Raw genomic sequence first — 18290 nt, forward strand, 5'->3', positions numbered from 1 at the left:
CCTTATCATTGTTGATGGAACGCTGCGGCCAGCCGCTTGATCGCGGCGATGTTGCGCGGTCCAGGCGTGGCCTCGACATATTCCAGCACGACAAACCGGTCATTCCGGACCGCCGGAATGTCCTTGAACGCGGGATTGCCCTTCATGAACTCGATCTTCTGCTCGGCGGTGACATTGCCGTAATTGACGATGAGGATGACATCGGGATTGCGCTCGATGACCGGCTCCCAGCCGATTTCGGCCCAGCTTGAGGCCAAATCGTCCATGATGTTGGTGCCGCCCGCGGCCTCGATCAGAGCCGTGGGAATGGCAAAACGACCGGCTGTGAACGGATTGCCTTCGCCCGAGTCATAAACGAACACCTTGGGCGGCGTTTCACTGGCTGGAAGGGACGCGGCGAATTCAGCCAGTTCCTGCTTGTAGCCGGCGATCAGCGCTTCGGCCTCGCCCTCCACGTCAAAGATCTTGCCGAGATTGAGCAGGTCGACATACATGTCGTCCATCGAGGATCTGGGCCGCTCCATGATGTGGATGCAGCTTTCGGTCAGCTCATAGACGGCAATGTCGAACTGGCTCAGCGTCTCCGGCGTAACCTCGCCGCCCACCTTCATGCCGTAGTTCCAGCCGGCAAAATAGAAGTCCGCATCGGCGCCGAGCAGCACTTCCTTTGTGGGATAGTCGGGCGATAGTTCGGGCAGTTGCTCGACATTGGCGCGCAGCGTTTCGTCCAGCGTCTTCCACTCGGAAACGCCGGTATATCCCACCATGCGGTCGCTCAGGCCAAGGGCCAGCATCATCTCGGTGAGATTGACGTCGTTGGAGACGGCCCGGGCAGGGGGCTCCTTGAAAGTTACGTCGCGATTACAGCTTGCGACGGTCACCGGATAAGCCTGCGCTGCAGCGCTGGTGGCGGCCAATAGGGCAGGCACGAGAAAGGCGAATGCGGGACGCACGGAGGACTCCTCAGGATTGATCGTCAAGATGGAAGGAAAAGCGGGGGCGGCCAGTCGTCGGGTGGGCGTCGATGGCGGCGCCCACCGCAAAGGTCTGGCGTATGGCCGGTGGCGTCAGCACTTCCAGCGGTGCGCCCAGTTGCACCTGATGGCCATGGTCGAGCACCAGCACGCGGTCGGCATGAGCGCAGGCCAGCGCCAGATCATGCAGCGAAACGATGATCGTGGCCTCGAGCCCGGACAAAAGCTCGAGCACTTCAAGCTGGTGACGGATATCGAGGTGGTTAGTAGGTTCGTCGAGAATGAGCAGGTCGGGCTTTTGCAGCAAAGCGCGGGCGATCATCACCCGCTGCTTTTCTCCGCCAGATAGCGTTGCGAAATCGCGGGCGGCGAACCTGGTGAGGTCCATCAGGGCCAATGCCGCCGCGACCTCGCCGAGGTCGGCCTTGCCGAAGCGGCCGAGATGAGGCGTCAGGCCCAGCTCGATGATTTCGGAAACTGTCAGCCCGAAATCGGTCGCTGGCTCCTGCAGCACGGTGGCGATCCGCCGGGCGCAGTCGCGCGGCTTCATTGACCAGATATCCGCGCCATCGAGTGTGACCGTTCCGCCGGTCGGCCGGTGAAAGCGATAGAGGCAGCGCAGCAGCGACGACTTGCCAGCGCCGTTCGGGCCAACCACAGCAAGCATTTCGCCCGGAGCAACGCTGAACGAAATGTCGTGCAACAGCCGTGTCGCGCCCGATGGACCCCAGTTCAGCCTCTCGACCTGGAGGGCGGCCGGACGCGCGGAGCCTTTGACGTGATGGGAGCGATGATCAGCGAGTTGGACGTGGTTCACCAGGGCGCTCCGCATATGGCGGGCGCATTGCGGGCGGCGTGAGGCACAGCTTTTTGGTATTGTCGTCAAGCGCCATCATCGGTCCCCGCGGCACACCCCGGCCGGGTTGAAAAGAGGGTCGATGGCAGGTCTCCTGACTTGCGGGTCATCGCGCCTTCGAACCTTCCCAGCCTTTCGGCCAGTGGCATCTCGAAGGAGCTATCCGCTCACAGTTGCGGGGGCAGTCACGGTTTTGCGCCCTGATGGGTACGTCGCACCGTGTTCCCTTTTAATCCCCGTTGGCTGACAGCCGCCGAGGAACCTACGACGGCGCCATAGGGCTTGATGAATGGGATGATGTCAATGCCCGGATGTGACGCAGTACGAACCACCAGCTCGGAACGGAGATCGTCTTGCGGGGAGCTACAAGCATGCGGCGGCGGCTGATTGCCGAGTGGTGGCGGGAGTCGCCGATCGCCTGGCGCGTGGAGGGCAAGCGATAGCAGTTCAACACGTTGAGCTTCATGTTCGCTCATCAGACCAATGCCATCCGTAAGCGCCATCCGTGGCTCGACGAAGGAGAGGAGGCGACATCCTTGCTATGTGACAGCACCACCTTCTGCGGGTATATCATTCATTCGCATAATATATATTATGGAACTCGAATGTTTACCAGCAGGACCAAACCCTTGATCGATGATGCTGATGCTATGATGACGAAACCGACCCCCTGATCCACATACTCGCCGTTCACTCTACCGTACCTCACTCATCCGCAGCCCGGTGAATGTGCCGCATTGAACCCTGCCTGGCCGTGCGATAATTTGCGTCAGGCTCACTTGCGCAGAGGCTCTCAATGACCTTCGGGATGACTGCTGAGATTCTGGCGCGTATCCAGTTTGCTTTTACGATCTCGTTCCACTTCATCTTCCCTGCGTTCTCCATCGGCACGGCGAGTTATCTGGCGGTGCTGAATGCGCTTTGGTTGTGGAAGCGCGATGTCGCCTATCTCAAGCTCTTCGAATACTGGAAGACCATTTTTGCCATTACCTTTGGCATGGGTGTCGTCTCCGGCATCGTCATGAGCTACCAGTTCGGCACCAACTGGTCGGTTTTTTCGGACCGGGCTGGTGCGGTGATCGGGCCGCTAATGGGCTATGAGGTGCTCACCGCGTTCTTTCTTGAGGCCGGGTTCCTGGGCATTGCGCTTTTCGGACGCAAGCGGGTCGGCGACGGGCTTCACATGTTCGCGGTGGCTGCCGTGGCTGTGGGTACGCTGATTTCGGCCACCTGGATCACCTCCGCCAATTCCTGGATGCACACGCCGGCCGGCTACGGGATTGATGCCAATGGAAATTTTTTCCCTGAGGACTGGTGGGCCATCATCTTCAATCCGTCGTTTCCGTATCGGATGACCCACACCATATTGGCAGCGTTTCTCACCACTGCCTTTGCGGTGGGCGCGGTCGGCGCCTGGCATCTCCTGCGTGACCGTAGCAACCGGCAGGCGCAGATCATGTTTTCGATGGCCATGTGGATGGCTGCAATCGTCACGCCGATGCAGATTCTCGTCGGCGACATGCATGGCATAAATACGCTGGAACACCAGCCCGCCAAGATCGCCGCCATGGAGGGCCACTACGAGACTCATACGGACGGCGCACCCCTGATCATCTTCGGTATTCCGGACGACGAGGCGGAGAAGACCCACTTCGCCATTGAGATACCCAAGCTGGGTTCGCTGATCCTCACTCACGAGCTTGATGGGACGGTCCGGGGCCTAAAGGAATGGGCGCGTGAGGATAGGCCTCCTGCCCTCATTCCGTTCTTCACGTTCCGCATTATGGTGGGGCTGGGCCTATTGATGTTCGCCACCGGATTGTGGTCGCTCTGGGCCCGCTGGAGGCGGAACCTGTTCACCAACACCTGGCTCCATCGAGCTGCGCTGGTAATGGGACCTTCGGGCTTTGTGGCGGTCCTGGCGGGTTGGTACACGACCGAAGTCGGGCGGCAACCCTATACCGTCTACGGATTGATGCGCACGGCGGACAGTCTTTCGCCGGTCGATGCGCCGGCAGTGGGAGCGTCACTCGTCGCCTTCATCATTGTCTACTTCCTGGTTTTCGGTGCCGGAGTGTTTTACCTCCTCCGCCTGATGCGCCGCGTGCCGGTGATGGAAGAGGATCACGAACTCGACAAGGGCCCGCATCGCGCCGCCGGCATCACGCCCGGCCCCGCGCAGGAAGAGCCAATCCGGGAGGGACACAGCAGTGGCAATTGACCTTCCAACCATCTGGGCCGCCATCATTGCCTTCGCCGTCCTCGCCTATGTGGTGCTGGATGGGTTCGATCTGGGCGTCGGCATTCTCTTCCCGTTCTTCCCGCAACGGCATGAGCGGGACCTGATGACCAACTCCATTGCGCCGGTATGGGACGGCAACGAAACCTGGCTGGTGCTGGGTGGCGGCGGACTTATGGCAGTGTTTCCAGTGGTTTATGCTACCGTCCTGCCAGCGCTCTACATGCCCATAATCGTCATGCTCCTGGCGCTGATCTTCCGCGGGGTGGCCTTCGAGTTCCGTTGGCGCACGCAGCGCGCCTCCCACTACTGGGACTATGGCTTCTGGATCGGCTCCACTCTTGCCGGCTTCATGCAGGGTATCGCCCTCGGCGCGCTTGTCGAAGGCATCGAAATTGCCGATCGGCAATATGTCGGTGGCTGGTGGGACTGGCTCTCTCCCTTCTCGATCCTGACCGGCGTGGCCGTCGTTATCGGCTACGCTCTGCTGGGCGCCTGCTGGCTCAACCTCAAGACATTGGGTGACATTCAGCAGCGGGCACGTCGGATTGCCATGATCACGGGCGTGTTGATGCTGGGCCTGATCGGGGCGGTTTCGCTCTGGAGTCCCTTTATCAACCAGGTCTATTTCGAGCGCTGGTTCAGCTGGCCCACGGCCTTCTTCTCCGCCTTCGTGCCGCTGCTCCTGGCGGTCTGCGCCGTTGCGCTCTGGCATGGCCTGACCACCGACAAGCACCTCCAGCCGTTCCTTGCAGCATTGGGACTGTTCGTCCTGAGCTTTGTGGGACTGGGCATCAGCTTTTATCCCTATATTGTGCCGGGCAGCCTCACCATCGAGGAAGCGGCGGCGCCGGATTCTTCGCTGATGTTCCTCCTGGTCGGCGCGGCGGTGATGATCCCGACCATCCTTGCCTATACCGCCTACGCCTATTGGGTTTTCCGGGGCAAGATGGATCCCGAGGAAGGCTACCATTGAAGCCGAAGCCCGCGCTTCAGCGTTGGCTTTGGTTCATCGCCCTGTGGGTCGGCGGCGTAGCTGCCGTCACCGCTTTGGGGCTGGTTATCCGGCTGTTCCTGGCGCCCTATTGAGTTTCTGCTGCGGACTTAGAACCCGGCGTTGAAGCGAAGCATGCTTCGGTAAAGCTCGAGATATTGGCCAAGCCGCTCGGCATGATATCCCGCTTTGCTGGGATTTGGCTCGAAGCTGCGGTCGAACTTCACCAGTTGCTGCACGCTGGCGGACAAGGACGAGCCGATATTTTGCGAACGGCCGGCCAGGATCGCCGCGCCTAGCGCCGCCGATTCCGGTGCCGCGCAACGGCGCAGCGTTTTGCCAAGAACATCGGCGCGGATCTGGCACCACAGATCCGATGCGGCGCCGCCTCCGCCGATATGGATGACCTCCGGATCGCACGCGGCGGAGACCTTGAGTGCGTCGAATGCCAGCCGCACCGAATAGGACACGCCTTCGAGAACGGCCAAGGCCATTTCTGGGGCACCAGCACTGGTATCGAGCCGGGCGAATACGCCGCGCGAGGCGCTGTCCCAGAATGGCGCCCGCTCACCCTGCAGGTGCGGCAGAAAGAATGGCACTGTACCCGTGGCCGCTGCGGCAAGCGCTGCGGTGTCGCCGGGCGATTTTCCGAGCACTCCGGCGAACCAGCTCAAGGACGCGCCGCCCGCTTGCGTAGGCGCAGCGTGCATCGAAATGCCTTCATATGGCGGGAAGACGATGACGCCGGGCGCCGGCACGATCGTGGACGAAACAATGCCGGCAACCTCGCTCGTGCCGCTGAGATACATGGCATCGCCATTTTCGACCACGCCAACGCCGAACATGCCGCTCCACGCGTCCATGGCGCCCACGATCACGGGCGTTCCGGCGCATGGAAGCCCTGACCGCACTCGCCCGGCGACTGCCGTGAAGCCGTCCAGCGGCGGCAGTCTTTGCGCCGCGCCCGGCACCAGGTCGAGCAATTCGGTGACATAACCATGGGCATTGACGAGGCCGACGGCCGCAACGGGATCGCTGAGCACCGCGCCGGTCAGCTGCAACACGCAATAATCCTTGGGCAGCAGCACATGGGCTGTCTGGCTGTAGAGTTCGGGATGAACACGCCGGACATGGGCCATGCGGGACAAGGCATGGCTGGCGTCGATCGGAATCGGCGCGCCGAACCAGGCGGTTTTCTGTTCGGCACTGGTCAGCGCTTCAAGCGCCGCCGCATCTGATGCAGACCGTCCGTCCTGCCAGGTGATTGCCGGAAGCAGCGGCTTGCCCGCCGCATCGACAAACACGTGCGTATTCACCTGGCTGCATATGCCGATGGCAGCAAGGCCCGACAGATCGTGCGCATCGGAAAAGCGCCTCAGCGCACCCAATACGCCATCCATCCAGTCCTGCGGGTTCTGCTCCGCATGGCCGGGCTTGGGCCGGCTGGTCGGGTGTGAATGGGAGAAGCTGTCCAGCCGTGCGCCATTCTCGTCGATCAGCACGGCCTTGGTCGCCGTGGTTCCCACATCGATGCCGATAAGGGTGATCTTTGCCACGCCCCTGCCCCCAAAATCTCTAGCCGATCCTCACCCTCTCCCATATGGTGCCGTGGGGAAAAAAGAAACTATTGGCAGGCTTTGCACCCGGCCTGTCGCGTGAGGGATGACTTACATGATGCAGCACAACCGGGCCCTGCGGGCCCTTCTTTCCGGCACCGCGCTTGTTGCCGCCAGCTTTACCGCGCAAGCTGCCTTGGCGCAGTCCAAGATTGCCGTGATCACGCCCTATCTCGCGCAGCCCGGCACGCAGTTCTATGTGGAAGCCTTCGAGGCCGCGGCGGAGGGCAAGGACTGGGAGGTGAATGTCATCGACACAGCCGGTGACGTTGCCGCCGTCATCAGCCGCATCGAAGACATGGTCATCCAGAACGTCGATGCGATTGTCCTCAATGTCGATCCGACCCAGGTGACCGCTGGCTTGCAGGTGGCGGCAGACGCAGGCATTCCAGTTGTCGGCATGGATGCCGGCAGCGATCCTCTGCTGGTCACCAACGTGACCTCGAATGGCTATGCCATGGCTGCGGAAACAGCGACCTATGTTGCCGACCGCATCGACGGCGAAGGTAATGTGGTGATGTTCTTGTTTGAGGCGTTTCCGCCCGTGCAAGTCCGCGGCGTGGTGGCTGAGGCCGTTTTCGGCAATTTCCCCGACATCAATATTCTCGACCGCGTGACGCCCGACGTATCGGACGGCGGTATCGCTGACTCGCGCGCCAAGATGGAAGCGATTCTTGCGGCCAATCCGGAGCCCGGCAGCATCAAGGCCGTTTGGGCTGCATGGGATCAGCCGGCACTCGGCGCACTGCAGGCCATCGAAGCCGCCGGTCGCGAGAGTGAAGGCATTGTCATCACCGGCATCGACGCCAACCCACAGGCCCGCGAAGCCATCGCTGCCGGCGGCAATTTCGAGGCTACAGTGGCGCAGGATTTCAAGGGCATCGGCACCACTGCCGCCGATGTTGTCACGCGCATCCTGGCCGGAGAAGAAATCAAGCAAGGCGTGGTCTATGTGCCCACCCAGCTGATCACCGCCGCCAACGCGGACGAGGAATAAATCTTTCGCCGGCGGGTTTGCCCGCCGGCAGGACTATCATGACCTTTCTTTCCCTTAAAAACGTGACCAAGGCCTATGGCAGCGTTCCTGCGCTCCGGGGCGTGGACCTTTCCGTCGCCGCTGGAGAGATCCACGCGCTCATGGGTGAGAATGGTGCGGGCAAATCCACCCTCATCAAGATACTGGCTGGTGTCGTTGCGCCAGATACGGCGGAAATCAGCACCGAAGGCAGGCGCGTCGAGATCGGCAGCCCGCGCCGGGCACACCGGTTGGGCTTCCGCTTCATCCATCAGGAATTCAATGTGGTTCCGGCGCTTTCCGTCGCCGAGAATATCTTCATGGGCCGCCGCTACCCTATGCGCGGCGGCATGTTTGTGGATTGGCGGAAGCTGAACGAAGCCGCTCGCGAAACCCTTGAAAAGCTCGGCATTTCCCACATCAACCCGGCCCAGGCTCTTGGCAGCCTGAGCTTGGGTGACCAGATGCTGGTGCGTATTTCGAGCGCCTTCATCGGCGAGGAAGGGGGCCCTGCCCGCCTCTATGTTCTCGATGAACCGACCGCAGCGCTTACCCGCTCGGAGTCCGAGCGCCTGTTCACCGTATTGCGGGAGCTTCGGGCCAACGGGGCTTCGGTGCTTTATGTGTCGCATCGGCTCGACGAGGTCATGGACATCTGTGACATGGCAACGGTGATGCGCGACGGCCGCAGCGTCGATACGGGCCGCATAGCTGATATCACCCACGACGATCTGGTGGCGCTGATGATCGGCCGCCGGGTGGAAGAAGCCTACCCACCGGCGCAGGCGGTTCCGCGCGATGAAACTGTTCTGTCCGCCAGGGACATTCCCATCCGGGATGGCCAGCCTATTTCCCTGGACGTGCACGCTGGTGAGGTGCTTGGGATCGCCGGCATTGCCAATGCCGGACAACGCAATCTCCTGCGTACGATCTTCGGTGATTTGCCGAGCGCCAAGCCGATGATGCTGGGCGGCAAGTCTTACCGCCCACGCAGTCCGGCGGACGCCTGGCGTGCCGGCATCGGCTACATCCCGCGCGAACGGCGCTCCGAGGGGCTCATCGTCTCGCGGCCGATTTTCGAGAACACCACCCTGCCCCATCTGGCGAGCCAAAGCCGCTGGAGAACCATGCTCCGGCCGCGCCGTGAGAAGCAATTGGCGGAAGCGCAAGGCAGACTGGTGCGGCTCAAGGCCTCAAGCGCCAATCAGCGCGTTCGCGAACTCAGCGGCGGCAATCAGCAAAAGGTGGTCTTTGCCAAGGCGCTCGCCGGCAAGCCGCGCCTCCTGCTGCTCGATGAGCCGACGCGCGGCGTCGATGTCGGCGCCAAGTTCGACATTTATTCGATCATCCGCGATATGACCGCCCAGGGCATGGCGGTGATCCTGGTCTCTTCCGATCTGCCCGAACTGCTCGGCATGGCTGACCGCATTGCGGTAATGCGCGATGGCGCCATCGCCGATATCGTTCCCGCCGCCGGTCTCACCGAAGATCGCCTTCTCAATCTAACTTATGGCCGCGTCGCGGGTAACTGAATGCTAACACTTCTGCGACGCTACGGCACCCTGATCGGCTTTGCTGCGATCCTGCTTTTCTTCTGGATCAGCCTGCCTGAAACCTTCATGACAGCCCGTAACTGGCTCAACATTTCCCAGCAGATGTCCATGCTGATCGTCGTCGCCGCCGGCATGACCATCGTCATGGTGATGGGCGATTTCGATTTGTCGGTGGGCTCGATGGCGAGCCTGGCGGGCATTGTGGCCGCCGTGCTGCTCACGCTGGATTACCCCATATGGGTGGCCATTTCGCTGGCTCTCCTGCTGGGGCTGGCTGGCGGCGCGATCAATGGTGCGCTGATCGCCTATGTGGGCATCCTGCCATTTGTGGCAACGCTCGCCACCCTCACCATGCTCTCGGGCGCAGCCTTCGTCGTCAGCGGCGGCAAGACGATTTCAGGCCGAGCCATTCCTGAAGAATTCGGCAATTTCGCGCGCGGCGGCATTCCGTTGGGCGAATGGGGCGGTGTCGCAGTGAGCCTGCCAAACCTGACCGTGGTGGCTCTCGTTGTGGTCGTGCTGGTTTGGGTGCTGTTGGAACAAACCACGTTCGGGCGGCGCCTCTACGCCATTGGCGGCAATATCGAGGCGGCGCACCTCAGCGGCGTTGCGGTGCGCAAGCTCAAGCTGATCGCCTTCGCGCTCACCGGCGGCACAGCCGCATTGGCCGGGATCATGTATGCCAGCCGCGTGGCATCCGCGAACCCTACGCAAGGCAGCGGGCTCATGCTGAACGCCATTGCGGCGGTGTTCCTGGGCTCGACACTCAGCGAACACGGCGAACCGCGCCTGCTCTATACAATCCTGGGCGTGCTGGTGCTCGGTGTGCTCGACAATGGCCTGACCCAGCTGAGCGTCGATAGCTATATCCGGCAGATCCTGGTCGGTGGCATCATCATTCTCGCCGTATCGACCAGTTCGCTGACCAAGGGCCTGCGCTCACGCTAGCGGGCGCCAGCCGCCCTCAGCCGTTCGTTCCAACATTGGCGATCGGATTGCCGCCACGATACGCTCCCGCCAAGGGGAAAGCGGCTCGTGCCAGCGTGTGCTTTGCAGCATTGCGGCGCCGATGACCACGGGCTCGACGCCGGCTTTGTCCAGCAGCCGCAGCACGGCAGCCAGCGACGAACCCGAGCTGATAACATCGTCGATCAAGGCGACACGCTTGCCTTCCAGCAGCGGCAGCATGCGGGGATCGATGAAGATCGATTTGGCGTGAGCCGGGCTGGTGATGGAACTCATGGGCTCGGACAGCTCGTCCTGATACCAGAATTTGCGCGAGGTTCCCAAGGCGACCATCCGGCCATGGCCGAGGCGCCGGGCGACATTGGCGGCCAGCGGCAGGCCCAGGGTCGGCACGCCGATCACCACGTCCGCTGCAAAGGGCAGAATCTCATGCGTCAGCGCCTCGGCTAGTGCGTCCTCCACGGCGAAGCTGGCCTGGTTGATGATCAACGACGCAACCGCTTTCGTGCCATCACCCGGCAGCACGCGAATCGGCAGAAGCAGTTGGCGCCCGTCACGAAATTGCGCGGGGTAGCTATCGGTGAACACTGTCTCGATGGACGTGCCAGATGTGCCGGCGGGCACGATTTCCTGCCAGAAATGGTGTGGTTGAAGGATCAAGAGGCAGAACTTTCGCTTGCTGCGCGGGGGCCATTGGCCGATGTTGGCGCCATTGTTTTCAAGAACTTGGCACGTGATGCAATCGCTCAGCAACGATCCTTTTGAACTCGATGCAATGATCGCGTTGCGCCGCGACCTGCACGCCCACCCGGAGCTTGGCTTTGAGGAAGTGCGCACCAGCGGGCTTGTTGCGCAATGGCTCAGCGAAGCAGGCATCGAAATTCATCGTGGGCTCGGCAAGACCGGCGTCGTCGGCACGCTGAGGGTCGGCGACGGAACGCGCTCCATTGGCCTGCGTGCCGACATGGATGCTCTGGCCATGCCGGAACTCGCGGAGCGACCGTACAAATCCCAGGCCTCCAACACCATGCATGCCTGCGGCCATGACGGTCATACGGTTATGCTCCTCGCGGCTGCGCGCCACCTGGCACGCACGCGCGATTTCTCGGGCACTGTGCACTTCATTTTTCAACCGGCCGAAGAAGGTCGAGGCGGTGCCAAAGCCATGGTGGATGATGGCTTGTTCACGCTGTTTCCGATGGATGCTGTCTATGGCCTGCACAACATGCCCGGGCTTGCGCCCGACGAGATGGCTGTCGTGGCCGGACCGCAGCTGGCTTCCTCCGATAGCTGGGAGGTGATCTTTCGTGGTGTCGGCACGCATGGCGCCAAGCCGCATCTGGGCCGCGATGCGGTCACTGCGGCCGGGCACTTTCTTGCGGCGATCCACACCATCGTGGCCCGGCGCGTCGATCCGCTGCAGCCAGCCGTCGTGAGCGCTTGTGCGCTGAGTGCGGGAGATTTCAACGCGCTGAACGTGATCCCGGATGAGGTGCGGATTGGGGGCACTGCTCGCGCCTATACGCCCGCTGTGCGGGATCAGTTGGAGGATGAGATCGGTGTGGTCGCGCGGGGCATAGCTGCAACGTTCGGAATCGAAGCCGACTATCGCTTCAAGCGGCGCATTCCGCCGGTGGTCAACGATGTCACCGCAACTCAGGCCGCGCTCTCTGCTGCCCAGGCGGTAACCGGCCGACCTGTCGTCGTTGACTTTCCACCATCAACGGCCGGCGATGATTTCGCGTTTTTTGGCGCTGAAGCTGCGGGCGCCTATGTGTGGCTGGGCAATGGCCCTGCCGTGGATGGCGCGCTGCATCACAACAGCCGCTACGACTTCAATGACGAGGCAATTATCACCGGCGCGCGCTTTTGGACGGCCCTGGTCGAGCAGGAACTGCGTTAGGAGGCAGGGAGGCCTCACTCCGTTGTGGGGAGGGATCAAGGGTGGGAGGTGGAGAGCCCCTGCCCCAGCAGATCAAGCGCGCCCGTAGCGTCGACGTCCATGAGAACCGAAACGGGAAATCCGCCCGCATTCGGAAGCACAGCCCCAGCATCTGCGCCGTGTGAAATATCAACGCTAAAGCTTTGTTTTGTCGTGTTAAAAAGCTCTGGCGCGACGGCATAGAGCATGACACATGGATCATGCAGCGGCCGGCTTTCCCGGCCATCCTTGAAATAGGCGGCGATCAGCTCGGCGGCCGCCGTTGCGGCAGTGGATTTCCCGTTCAGCGCAGCCAGATACTCCCTGTCTGCCCGCACCTTGCGGGTCACGTCGAGCGGCACGATGGTCACATCCAGTCCCGCCGCCAGCACCATGGCCGTAGCCTCCGGATCGCAGGCGAAATTGAATTCGGAGTGCGGCCCGGCATTGCCCTTGTCCCGCACAACGCCGCCCATCACGATCAGCCGCCCGATCCGCGCTGCGGCGTCGGCATGATCGCGCAGCATCAGGGCGATATTGGTCAGCGGCCCTAGTGCCAGGATATCGATGCTGCCCGCCGGAGCCTCGCGCAGCCGGTCGGCGATCCAGGACGGCGCAAAGCCGGGGAATGGCGGAGCCCCCTCCGGCAGCAGGACGCCGCCAAGCCCGTCATCTCCATGGATATCCGCTTCATCGATGCCCGGCCTTGCCAAGGGGGCGCCCGCGCCCGCTATCGCCGGAATGTCGCCGCGGTCCAGCAGGGCCAGCAGCCGCCCTGCATTGCGGGTGGTCACGTCGATGCCAAGGTTCCCGGCCACCGTCGTAAGCCCCAACACCTCGAACCGCCCGGACTGCAGCGCGAAGAGGACCGCCACAGCGTCGTCCAGCCCCGGATCGGTGTCGATGATGACCATTTGCCCGGTCACGCCGCACCGGCGTCGATCTGCCGGATTTCCGCCTTGAACTGATTGGCGATCTGGATGGCGTCCCGCAGCGCTTTGTCGGCGTCAAGGGTCTGCACCTGCCGGTCGCGCATCAGCCACTTGCCGGCGACCATGCTGTCGCGCACGTCACTGGGCATGCAGGCGAAAACCAGCATGGCATAGGGATCGTAGATGGGATGCAGGCGCGGCGCGCTCAGCGCGATCCGGATCACGTCCGCCTGCTTGCCCGGTTCGAGCGATCCGGTCTTGAGATTGAGGCTCAATACTCGTGCGCCTTCGATCGTGGCCATGCGCACCACATCCCGCGCGGACAAAGGCTGCCGGTTCCCCGCCAGCAATTTGGCGAACATCGACACGGGCGCGAATTGGCTGAAGAGGTCCACCGTATTGCCGCTCATGGCGCCATCGCTGCCGATGCCGACCGGCAGCCCGGCATTGCGCAGGCGCTCGACCGGCGCGATGCCCCTGCCCGCCTTGCCGTTGGAGCGCGGATTGGTGGCAACGCACACCTGATGCTCGGACATCATCGTGATGTCGGCATTATCCAGTTGCAGGCAATGGGCGCAGATCAGATTTGGCTTGAGCAGGCCCGCGTCACGCGTGACCGCCACGGTGGATTTGCCATGCGTGTCCCGGGCCCAATTCACTTCCAGCGTGCTTTCGGCCAGATGCATCTGCACCGGCACGCCGGGATGATCGTTCGACCATCGCGCCACGCGTTCCATGACCTGGAGGCCGGTCGAATAGGGTGCATGTGGCGCGATCGACGGCGTCACCAGCGGATGGTCTGCGAATTCGTCGACAAGTTCATCTACAAGATTAAAACCTTGATCGAAGTCCTTGTGATCCGGTGGGTTAAAGTCAGCCAGCGTCTGGCCGACGATTGCCCTCAACCCGGCCTGTGCCGCAACGCGCCCGACTTCGGCTTCGAAATAATACATGTCGGCGACGGTCGTCACGCCGCCCTGGATCATCTCCAGCGCCGACAGCGCCGAGCCGGCCCTGACCATTTCGGGCGAGACAAATTTGCGTTCAAGCGGCAGGATGTAGCGATAAAGCCGGTCGTCCACGTCTTCGGCGAGGCCACGGAAAACCGACATGCCCATGTGGCAGTGGGTGTTGACCATGCCCGGCATGACGATGTCGCCGCCGCAGTCGATGATCTCGGCACCGGCGATGGTTGGCGGAACGCCTGATCCAATCGCACGGATCGTCGTGCCCTCGATCTGCACCCACCCCGGATTGTGCTCCGTCATGGCGTCGTCGAGGGTGAGCACCCAGGCGTTGGTGAGAAGGATCACGCCTCTGCTTCCGGCGCCAGGATGGTGCATTGCTCGGGCACCGGAACAAGCTTGGCATTGGCGCCGATGTCCAGCGGCCGGGTCAGTGGCCCGTTAGCCAGCAGGAGCCCTGCCCCGGTCTCGCACTGATATTGGTACGCACGCCCCAGATAGGTGCGCAGGCCCAATGTCGCGGGAATGCCTTCGAGATTGACATTGTCTGTGACCGCCAGCCCGTCGGCACGACATGCCAGGATGAAACTGTCGGGAATGGCGCCGAAGTGCTCCAGACCCAGGGTCAGCTTTACTCCGCCGGCCATTTCCGCCGTCACCTTGGCGCCATCGCGGGCGACCACTTTCATGGGGATCAGGTTCTCGAACCCAACAAAGCGCGCCACGAACGCGTTGGCCGGCCGCTGGTAAAGCACCTCTGGTGTATCCAGCTGCATTATCCTGCCAGCATGCATAATGGCCACGCGGTCGGAAATGGAAAAGGCTTCTTCCTGATCGTGCGTCACGTAAACGGAGGTTGTGCCATTGGCGCGCTGCAACTGGCGGATTTCGACCCGCATGTCGACGCGTAGTTTGGCGTCGAGGTTTGAGAGAGGCTCATCGAACATCAACAGCGGCGGCTCGATCACGAGCGCCCGCGCAAGGGCGACACGTTGCTTCTGGCCGCCGGACAAAGCGCCCGGCAGCCGGTCGGCAAGGTGCGCAAGCCCCACACGCTCGAGCATTGCCCCTACCCGCTTGGCCTTGTCCTCGCCTGAAATGCCGCGCTGCTTGAGGCCGAACCCGACATTGTCGGCCACCGACAAATGCGGGAACAGCGCATAGTTCTGGAACACCAGGCCTATATTGCGCTGATGCGCTGGCAATCGGGTCAGGTCCTTGCCGCCAAGCTCGATCGTGCCGGAGGTCGGCTCAAGAAAGCCTGCCACGAGGCGGAGCGTCGTCGTCTTGCCGCAGCCGGAGGCGCCGAGCAGCGACACCAGTTCGCCCTCGGCAATGTCGAGCGACAGATCTTCGAGCACTTTGGTGGTGCCGTAATGCGCCGTGATGTTCTGGATCGAAAGGTTTTGGGTCACGGCTGGCTCACTTGGCAAGGAAGGTCAGACCCAGGGTGCGCTCGACCACCGCCATGACGGCAACGGTCAGCGCCATGAGCAGCACTGAAACCGAGGCGACGGTGGGGTCGAAGAACTGCTCCATATGGGCCAGAATTTGAATCGGGAGGGTGGAAATGCCCGGTCCGGTCATGAAGATCGAGATCGAAACGTCATTGATCGAGGTGATGAAACTCAGGATGAACGCCGCGATCACGCCCGAACGGACATTGGGCAGCAGGATGGTGAAAAACGTCTTGAGCGGTGGCGATCCGAGGCTGATCGCGGCTTCCTCGATGGAAAAGTCGAACGATGCCAGGGAGGCACTGATCACCCGCACCACATAGGGTAGCACCAGCAGGCTATGGCCGATCACCAGCGACAGGAAGATAGGCGCGGAGAACTGGGCGGCGACGTTCTTGAGGATGGAGAAGCCAAGCACCAGTTCGGGGACCAGAACGGGCAGGATGAACAGCGTGGAAAGCCACCCGGGCAGTTGGATGCGATAGCGATTGAGCGCATAGGCCGCCGGGATGCCAATCAGCAGGGCGATAAATGTCGATAGAAAAGCGATCTGCAGGCTGGTGATGATGGTGCGGCGGAAGGCCGAAATCTGGAAGATGTTCTCGAACCAGCGCAGGGATAATCCCTGTGGCGGAAAGGTAAGATAGGTCGTGTCGCTCAGCGCCGAGCCGATCACGATGACCAACGGCCCGACCAGGAAAAAGAATACCAGGACCGTGAAGGCGATCAGCGCGGGATGCAGTTTGTTGGTCATCAGACGGCCATTGGGTTGAGGCGGCGGGCAATGCGGGTCATCAACAGCACGACGGCTATGGTGATCACCACCATGATTGCCGCGATTGTCGATGCGCTGACCCAGTCAAAGGTCACCATGGCCTGCTGGTACATAAGCGTACCCATCACCATCTGCGCTTCACCGCCGAGTAGTTGCGGCGTGGCATAGGCCGTGAAGCTACCGGTGAAGACGAGAACGGCGCCGACGATCAAACCCGGCACTGCAAGGGGAAAAATCACTTGCATGAAAGTGGCAACGGGCCTGGCACCCAGCGAGGCCGATGCCTGGATGAGGTCGTCGGGGATAGATTCGAGCACGCCAGCCAGCGTCAGGATCATCAGCGGCACGAACAGATAGACCATGGCCACGATCACCGCCCCTTGCGTGTAGAGCATGGTGGCTGGCTCGCTGATCAGCCCAAGCGAAAGCAGCGTTGAATTGAGGATGCCGTTCTTGCCCAGAATGATGAGCCAGGCAAACGAGCGGACCACCACGCCCGTCAGCAGCGGAAATACCGCTGCGATGATCAGGATCGACTTGAGCCATCCTGGCGCGCGCGACACCACAAAGGCGGTGATGAAGCCGATGACGAGCGAGATGATCGTCGTGATCGCCGAGATCTGGATGGTGCGCCAAAGCACGGTGCGGCGGAAGCCGCTGCCGAAGAAACTGGTGTAGGTGGCAAATGGCCCAGCCGGCGTCATGAACGTCGTGGCGATGGTCGCCAGAACGGGCAAGACGAGGAAAATCACGACAAGCAATGTCGCGGGAGAGGCCAGAGTCCAGCCTGAAAAGCGTTTCATTTAGGTCTTGGCCTTCTTGGCAGCTTGCCGTCTTGCCCACCGCTTCATTCCCGCAAAAGCGGGAATCTGCGGTGGGATAGAGCAGCAACGGAGGTTCCCGGTTTCGCGAGAATGACTCCGTTATCGTCATAGTGTCCGGCAGTCACCGGTAAATTGAGCGCGGGCAGAAACCCGCGCCCGTCGATTACATGCCGAACAGTTCGTTCCAGCGCTCGATCCAACCCGGCTTGGCCGCGTTCATCTTGACGTAGTCGATCCGCTGCAGGCCGGCGATGGTGTCGGCGCCATAGGTCCAGAGTGCAGCCTGTTCCGGCTCCAGCTCGACGGCGGTGGCAACGGGAGCATCGACGCCCTGCTCTGCCAGTTCCTGCTGGATTTCCGGGGACAGGATGAAGTTGATGAACTCATGCGCGAGATCGACATTGGCAGCGCCGGTGGGAATGTTGACCGTGTTCAGCGTGGCGATGGCGCCCTCTTCAAGCTCGGCCCATTCTGCTGTCGGCATGGCGGACTGAATCTGCCCCAGGGTAAAGTCCTGGGCGATTGCGGCCTTGATCTCGCCGGTCGAGAACAGATTGATCATCTCGGAGCCGGTATTGTAGTTCTTGACCACGTTTGGCTTGAGTTCTTCGAGTGCTGCAAAAGCGGCGTCAGCGTTTTCGTACGCGTCCACGCCTGCGTGATCGCCAGCCTTGATGACGGTCATCGGGCCAGCTGTCGTGGTGATATTGGGCAGGGACAGCGATGCCGCCATGTCTTCGCGCCAGAGGTCGTCCCATGACGTGATAGGCGTTTCTACGCTGGCACTGTCATAAACGATGCCAACGCGGCCGATAGTGTAAGCCGGGCCATAGCCGCCCTGCGGGTCCTGGGCCAATTCATAGATGCCCGCCAGGTTGGGCAACTTTGCAGGATCGATTTTCTGGAACAGGCCGGCTTCGATACCGGTCTGGCTGAAGCTGTCGGACAGATAGATAACGTCCACGCCCTGGCCGTTGCGGACCTGCAGCTTGTTAAGGCGTTCGCCAGCGTTGCCGGTCTCGAAGATCAGCTCGCAGCCACACTGCTCGCGGAACGGGGTCAGGATGATGGCTTCCATCTTGTCGCCGTTGAATCCCCACCACGAGATCGTCAGCGTTTTGTCCTGCGCCATGGTGGGCGCGGCGGACAGCAGCGCAACAGCCGAAATCGCAAGCGCCGACAAAGTTTGCTTTGACATTTATT

Annotated in this window: 17 protein-coding genes and 1 riboswitch; of the genes, 7 read left to right on the plus strand and 10 right to left on the minus strand. The window is 61.8% G+C overall.

Features of this window, described 5'->3' with window-relative positions; translation table 11 throughout:
• Window positions 1-5: 5 nt before the first annotated feature.
• Both C8264_RS02710 and C8264_RS02715 read right to left on the minus strand, forming a co-directional pair.
• Window positions 6-953 (minus strand): ABC transporter substrate-binding protein, encoded by a 948-nt coding sequence (locus C8264_RS02710; RefSeq protein WP_108459383.1) that lies wholly within the window; start codon window positions 951-953, stop codon window positions 6-8.
• 10 nt (window positions 954-963) lie between these two features.
• On the minus strand, window positions 964-1791 hold the full coding sequence (locus C8264_RS02715) for an ABC transporter ATP-binding protein (protein ID WP_245892905.1): 828 nt from the start codon (window positions 1789-1791) through the stop codon (window positions 964-966).
• A 106-nt stretch (window positions 1792-1897) separates the two neighbouring features.
• Window positions 1898-2111: riboswitch (cobalamin riboswitch) on the minus strand.
• Between the two features lie 527 nt (window positions 2112-2638).
• Between C8264_RS02715 and C8264_RS02720 the strand changes: the two genes are divergently transcribed.
• Genes C8264_RS02720 through C8264_RS02730 form a run of 3 tightly spaced genes read left to right on the plus strand, consistent with a single transcriptional unit; the run spans window position 2639 to window position 5158 of the window.
• Window positions 2639-4051, plus strand: a complete 1413-nt coding sequence (locus tag C8264_RS02720; RefSeq protein WP_245892906.1) for a cytochrome ubiquinol oxidase subunit I — start codon at window positions 2639-2641, stop codon at window positions 4049-4051.
• The gene (gene cydB, locus C8264_RS02725) at window positions 4041-5045 is read left to right on the plus strand and encodes a cytochrome d ubiquinol oxidase subunit II (RefSeq protein ID WP_108459386.1); all 1005 of its coding nucleotides are present in this window, start codon (window positions 4041-4043) and stop codon (window positions 5043-5045) included. The genes C8264_RS02720 and cydB overlap by 11 nt, the downstream gene beginning before the upstream one ends.
• Window positions 5042-5158, plus strand: a complete 117-nt coding sequence (locus C8264_RS02730; RefSeq protein WP_108459387.1) for a DUF2474 domain-containing protein — start codon at window positions 5042-5044, stop codon at window positions 5156-5158. The genes cydB and C8264_RS02730 overlap by 4 nt, the downstream gene beginning before the upstream one ends.
• Window positions 5159-5173: 15 nt before the next feature.
• Here the strand turns inward: C8264_RS02730 and C8264_RS02735 are convergent, their stop codons facing one another.
• Complete coding sequence (locus C8264_RS02735) at window positions 5174-6619, minus strand: xylulokinase (protein ID WP_108459388.1); 1446 nt, start codon at window positions 6617-6619, stop codon at window positions 5174-5176.
• A 115-nt stretch (window positions 6620-6734) separates the two neighbouring features.
• Between C8264_RS02735 and C8264_RS02740 the strand changes: the two genes are divergently transcribed.
• Genes C8264_RS02740 through C8264_RS02750 form a run of 3 tightly spaced genes read left to right on the plus strand, consistent with a single transcriptional unit; the run spans window position 6735 to window position 10195 of the window.
• The gene (locus C8264_RS02740) at window positions 6735-7676 is read left to right on the plus strand and encodes a substrate-binding domain-containing protein (RefSeq protein WP_205245598.1); all 942 of its coding nucleotides are present in this window, start codon (window positions 6735-6737) and stop codon (window positions 7674-7676) included.
• Between the two features lie 38 nt (window positions 7677-7714).
• Window positions 7715-9226 (plus strand): sugar ABC transporter ATP-binding protein, encoded by a 1512-nt coding sequence (locus C8264_RS02745; RefSeq protein WP_108459389.1) that lies wholly within the window; start codon window positions 7715-7717, stop codon window positions 9224-9226.
• Window positions 9227-10195, plus strand: coding sequence for an ABC transporter permease (locus C8264_RS02750; protein ID WP_108459390.1), 969 nt, complete (start codon window positions 9227-9229; stop codon window positions 10193-10195).
• Here the strand turns inward: C8264_RS02750 and C8264_RS02755 are convergent.
• Window positions 10187-10873 carry a phosphoribosyltransferase gene (locus C8264_RS02755; protein ID WP_108459391.1) on the minus strand — a complete coding sequence of 229 codons (687 nt, stop codon included), beginning with the start codon at window positions 10871-10873 and terminating at the stop codon, window positions 10187-10189. The two genes, C8264_RS02750 and C8264_RS02755, sit on opposite strands and share 9 nt — an antisense overlap.
• 76 nt (window positions 10874-10949) lie before the next feature.
• Between C8264_RS02755 and C8264_RS02760 the strand changes: the two genes are divergently transcribed.
• The gene (locus C8264_RS02760; RefSeq protein WP_108459392.1) at window positions 10950-12116 is read left to right on the plus strand and encodes a M20 aminoacylase family protein; all 1167 of its coding nucleotides are present in this window, start codon (window positions 10950-10952) and stop codon (window positions 12114-12116) included.
• Between the two features lie 35 nt (window positions 12117-12151).
• On the opposite strand, the gene C8264_RS02765 is transcribed toward C8264_RS02760, so the two are convergent.
• The 6 genes from C8264_RS02765 to C8264_RS02790 form a co-directional block, all read right to left on the minus strand.
• A complete protein-coding gene (locus tag C8264_RS02765; protein ID WP_108459393.1) occupies window positions 12152-13048 on the minus strand; it encodes a nucleoside hydrolase in 897 nt (298 codons plus the stop codon).
• A gap of 8 nt (window positions 13049-13056) precedes the next feature.
• The gene (locus C8264_RS02770) at window positions 13057-14379 is read right to left on the minus strand and encodes an amidohydrolase family protein (RefSeq protein WP_245892907.1); all 1323 of its coding nucleotides are present in this window, start codon (window positions 14377-14379) and stop codon (window positions 13057-13059) included.
• The gene (locus C8264_RS02775) at window positions 14376-15446 is read right to left on the minus strand and encodes an ABC transporter ATP-binding protein (protein WP_108459395.1); all 1071 of its coding nucleotides are present in this window, start codon (window positions 15444-15446) and stop codon (window positions 14376-14378) included. The genes C8264_RS02770 and C8264_RS02775 overlap by 4 nt, the downstream gene beginning before the upstream one ends.
• 7 nt (window positions 15447-15453) lie before the next feature.
• Window positions 15454-16242, minus strand: a complete 789-nt coding sequence (locus C8264_RS02780) for an ABC transporter permease (RefSeq protein ID WP_205245599.1) — start codon at window positions 16240-16242, stop codon at window positions 15454-15456.
• Window positions 16242-17066: an ABC transporter permease gene (locus C8264_RS02785; protein WP_108459397.1), complete on the minus strand. Its 825-nt coding sequence runs from the start codon at window positions 17064-17066 to the stop codon at window positions 16242-16244. The genes C8264_RS02780 and C8264_RS02785 overlap by 1 nt, the downstream gene beginning before the upstream one ends.
• Window positions 17067-17250: 184 nt before the next feature.
• Window positions 17251-18285, minus strand: a complete 1035-nt coding sequence (locus C8264_RS02790; protein WP_108459398.1) for an ABC transporter substrate-binding protein — start codon at window positions 18283-18285, stop codon at window positions 17251-17253.
• Between the last annotated feature and the right edge of the window lie 5 nt (window positions 18286-18290).

The organism is Devosia naphthalenivorans (assembly GCF_003056355.1).
Lineage (GTDB): Bacteria > Pseudomonadota > Alphaproteobacteria > Rhizobiales > Devosiaceae > Devosia > Devosia naphthalenivorans.

Excerpts from the sequence above, each read along its gene's own strand:
- C8264_RS02720 (WP_245892906.1), top strand. The coding sequence starts at position 2,639 with ATGACTGCTGAGATTCTGGCGCGTATCCAGTTTGCTTTTACGATCTCG.
- C8264_RS02740 (WP_205245598.1), top strand. The coding sequence starts at position 6,735 with ATGATGCAGCACAACCGGGCCCTGCGGGCCCTTCTTTCCGGCACCGCG.
- C8264_RS02745 (WP_108459389.1), top strand. The coding sequence starts at position 7,715 with ATGACCTTTCTTTCCCTTAAAAACGTGACCAAGGCCTATGGCAGCGTT.
- C8264_RS02750 (WP_108459390.1), top strand. The coding sequence starts at position 9,227 with ATGCTAACACTTCTGCGACGCTACGGCACCCTGATCGGCTTTGCTGCG.
- C8264_RS02760 (WP_108459392.1), top strand. The coding sequence starts at position 10,950 with ATGCAATCGCTCAGCAACGATCCTTTTGAACTCGATGCAATGATCGCG.
- C8264_RS02765 (WP_108459393.1), bottom strand. The coding sequence starts at position 13,048 with ATGGTCATCATCGACACCGATCCGGGGCTGGACGACGCTGTGGCGGTC.
- C8264_RS02780 (WP_205245599.1), bottom strand. The coding sequence starts at position 16,242 with ATGACCAACAAACTGCATCCCGCGCTGATCGCCTTCACGGTCCTGGTA.
- C8264_RS02785 (WP_108459397.1), bottom strand. The coding sequence starts at position 17,066 with ATGAAACGCTTTTCAGGCTGGACTCTGGCCTCTCCCGCGACATTGCTT.
- C8264_RS02790 (WP_108459398.1), bottom strand. The coding sequence starts at position 18,285 with ATGTCAAAGCAAACTTTGTCGGCGCTTGCGATTTCGGCTGTTGCGCTG.